Raw genomic sequence first — 2,751 nt, forward strand, 5'->3', positions numbered from 1 at the left:
AGTATCCTTGCGTGCGGAGGCGACAATCGGGCCGGTGCGTAGCCAGAGCGTTGAAATCAGGTCAAGAAGCTGGCTATGCGCCGCTTGTCGCATTGAGGACGGCCTGATAGTCCGCAACTTCATCTGAACGAAGCCGTGCAAGAGAGAGCTCCGGCATGGTTGGTGGGAAGTCGCCGGCAATAATGCTTTTCTGAATGCCGGTGGGCAGAAGGTCGAACATCTGCATGTACCGGACAACGAGTGGGGGGATTGTGAAATCCCCCTTGTCGTTGGACTTTCCGGTGGAGTTGTTTCGCGCGCGACAGACCCAATACCGGTTCCGGCTGAGCAAGTCAGCCATTGCGCTATCATTCAGGCTGTGTCGTCGCATAAAATCGATCAGAAACTGGCGGCGTTCTTCGTTCGTCATAACGGACAACGCGTTAGTTGAGGGACAAGCGATTGGTCTCAGCCAGGCCATTGCGATAGCCGATCGCAAAGACGTATTGAACGAATGCAGCCCATTGCGCCGGATCGGGTTTGGACAATGGCAGCTGATGTGTCGCGTCAGTAGGGTCAACCGCTCCCTTGTCTGTAAGCACAAGACGATCAACGATCTCGCCTTGCTGGGTTTCAACGCGAACGCGCTCAACATGCAGGGTGGAGAGCGAAGTGATGTCTTCAGACGCGAGACGGCGATCTTTTTGGGATTTGGTTGCAGTTTGCATTGCTTTGGTCTTCTTCTCGGTTGGCAACTGAGAAACTTTTAGCAATGTCAGAAGGGTGGGTTGTGTCGGTTCGTTCGGAAATTTGTAAAAAGTCGGGTCCGAAACACTTTTTTTAGTGGGTAGTGGATCGTCGGCCTACCCCAGCAGCCCAAGCGGACGCAATAGCGTGCAAGGTAACCTCGTCGAACGCGAACACTTCTTTACCGCGCCACTGTAGCAAAGGATGGGGAAAACCGATTTCCATCATCCGAGTTACTGTGTCTACGTTAAGAGTATAACGCTCAAAGCGGACATTGAATTGCTCTACGTCCATGGAGCGATAATTCTCGCGCGTGTTGGAAGCTGTCACTCGAAAACCCACGTTGATCTAGAAGGTACGAAAAGTAACCGTATGCTCTATATGGTCACGTAAAGTAAATTAACCATTTTCTTTTCAGAGGAAAGACCAAAATTCAGGGATTTTTTTTCATTTTGTGAAGGTGTGGGCAAAAACAAACCCCCTCTTGCAAGAAAAGAGGGGGAGATGAATAAAGGCTGATATGAACTAACGTCAGGCGCGAGAGAGTAAAATGGCCGGTGCAAGGCGAGAGTTGGTCGATCAAGAGGTCTGTTCAGTCACACAAGCCGGCGTTGTCGCCAAGGGAGTCGTCTACTTTACTGAAATGCTGATAGGCAAAGTCCGCACGAATGCGATGGACTGCCACTGTCCGATAATTCTGAGCAGCCCGGGCAATGATGACGTGATGGCCTTCGATATCTACAAGGTGTCCCTCATCATCCACGATGAGGATGATTGGGCGTCGGATATCGGTCCGGTGAGGATCGATATAAGAAATCTTGTCGCCAACGATGGTGTGGCAGAGCGCGAGAATATCACGATCAATAACCTGGACAGTGGTGACGATAGTCGAGTGGTTTTCAAGAATATAGCTGCGCAGGCCATCAAAATTGATAGCTGTGCCGGTTAAAACAAGCGGTGCCCCAAACGGGTCGGAAGAGCTTGGCACGTCCAGTCGATCAGTCATTCAAAACCTATGTGTTCTTTGTCGCGTTCGCTATTCGTTATCGGTAGTAGCGTCTTCTACCGTCTCAAAGTGTTCAAGCAGCATTACGATTGCCTTCACACTGTTGGGAGAAAGCTGCTCGATGCGTGTGGCAATGCGCTGTGCTTGGGAAAGACTGGCGGATCTCGGACCGTCCGAGGTGACCGCGGCGTCAACGAGGTGCTCTGGAATGAGTTCCAGGAACGAGATGTCGAGGGCTTCGGCGAATTGAACCAGCAGTCCAAATCGCCAACGCGTCGATCCGCTTTCGAGCTTCTTGATAGCACCACGCTTCAGGCCGATGTCAGGGCCAAGCCGATCGCTCATTTCATCCAGAGTAAGGCCGAGAGCCGTGCGTCGGCTACGCACCTTCCCGCCAATAATGCCGTCAATGGCTTCAGGATCTATCGAAGACATATCAACCTCTTCCAGTAAAAACCGATTGCACGGTAGAGGGTGCAGGACGATGTGCCGAGAAGATCACCAGCGGAAAAAATCGACGCAACTTTGATGCGGGTGGAATGAGATAGAAAGGATCAAACATGAGGCGGGTATCTTTGGAATGTGTGCGGAAAACGCAACCCAAAATAATCAGAAAGATGTGAAGTGCCGGTAAGACGTTGGTTTAACAATTTTGGGTATACGGATTTAATGGTTGATGGGGCACCTTTACCCCACCAACCTGATACCATTATCAGATGGTTGATAGATCGACTCCGTAGTTGAGTTCCTCTGCGAAGTCCGGCAGTCCGTAACCGATGGTTTTCTTGTAGAAAGGAGAGACCTTCGCAGTCGGTGCCTTCTTCTTGTGCTTCGTGGTGTAGAGCATTCGTGCCCGCATCACCTCGAAGGAGTAACCGCGCCCTTCACGGTTCTTGTCCTTGGCCAGTCGGTTGATGGACTCCGTGTAAGCGTTGGTGACGGGCATGTCCGTCTCGAAGTAGGTCATGGTCTCTTCGCGCCAGTTTCCCACTGCCCTGACCAGATCGCTCCAGACTTCC

Annotated in this window: 5 protein-coding genes; all 5 read right to left on the minus strand. The window is 51.5% G+C overall.

What is annotated here, in order from left to right:
• Nucleotides 1–73: 73 nt before the first annotated feature.
• Nucleotides 74–409, minus strand: a complete 336-nt coding sequence (locus WA429_RS20910; protein ID WP_336107863.1) for a hypothetical protein — start codon at nt 407–409, stop codon at nt 74–76.
• A 13-nt stretch (nt 410–422) separates the two neighbouring features.
• Nucleotides 423–707, minus strand: coding sequence for a hypothetical protein (locus WA429_RS20915; RefSeq protein WP_336107864.1), 285 nt, complete (start codon nt 705–707; stop codon nt 423–425).
• A 611-nt stretch (nt 708–1,318) separates the two neighbouring features.
• Nucleotides 1,319–1,732, minus strand: coding sequence for a hypothetical protein (locus WA429_RS20920; RefSeq protein ID WP_336107865.1), 414 nt, complete (start codon nt 1,730–1,732; stop codon nt 1,319–1,321).
• Between the two features lie 30 nt (nt 1,733–1,762).
• A complete protein-coding gene (locus WA429_RS20925) occupies nt 1,763–2,167 on the minus strand; it encodes a helix-turn-helix domain-containing protein (RefSeq protein WP_336107866.1) in 405 nt (134 codons plus the stop codon).
• Nucleotides 2,168–2,444: 277 nt separating this feature from the next.
• The coding region (locus WA429_RS20930) for a transposase (protein WP_148176642.1) at nt 2,445–2,751 on the minus strand (307 nt) is incomplete at its 5' end.

It is taken from the genome of Thalassospira sp. CH_XMU1420-2 (genome assembly GCF_037029325.1).
GTDB classification, from domain to species: domain Bacteria; phylum Pseudomonadota; class Alphaproteobacteria; order Rhodospirillales; family Thalassospiraceae; genus Thalassospira; species Thalassospira povalilytica.

Excerpts from the sequence above, each read along its gene's own strand:
- WA429_RS20915 (WP_336107864.1), bottom strand. The coding sequence starts at position 707 with ATGCAAACTGCAACCAAATCCCAAAAAGATCGCCGTCTCGCGTCTGAA.
- WA429_RS20920 (WP_336107865.1), bottom strand. The coding sequence starts at position 1,732 with ATGACTGATCGACTGGACGTGCCAAGCTCTTCCGACCCGTTTGGGGCA.
- WA429_RS20925 (WP_336107866.1), bottom strand. The coding sequence starts at position 2,167 with ATGTCTTCGATAGATCCTGAAGCCATTGACGGCATTATTGGCGGGAAG.
- WA429_RS20910 (WP_336107863.1), bottom strand. The coding sequence starts at position 409 with ATGACGAACGAAGAACGCCGCCAGTTTCTGATCGATTTTATGCGACGA.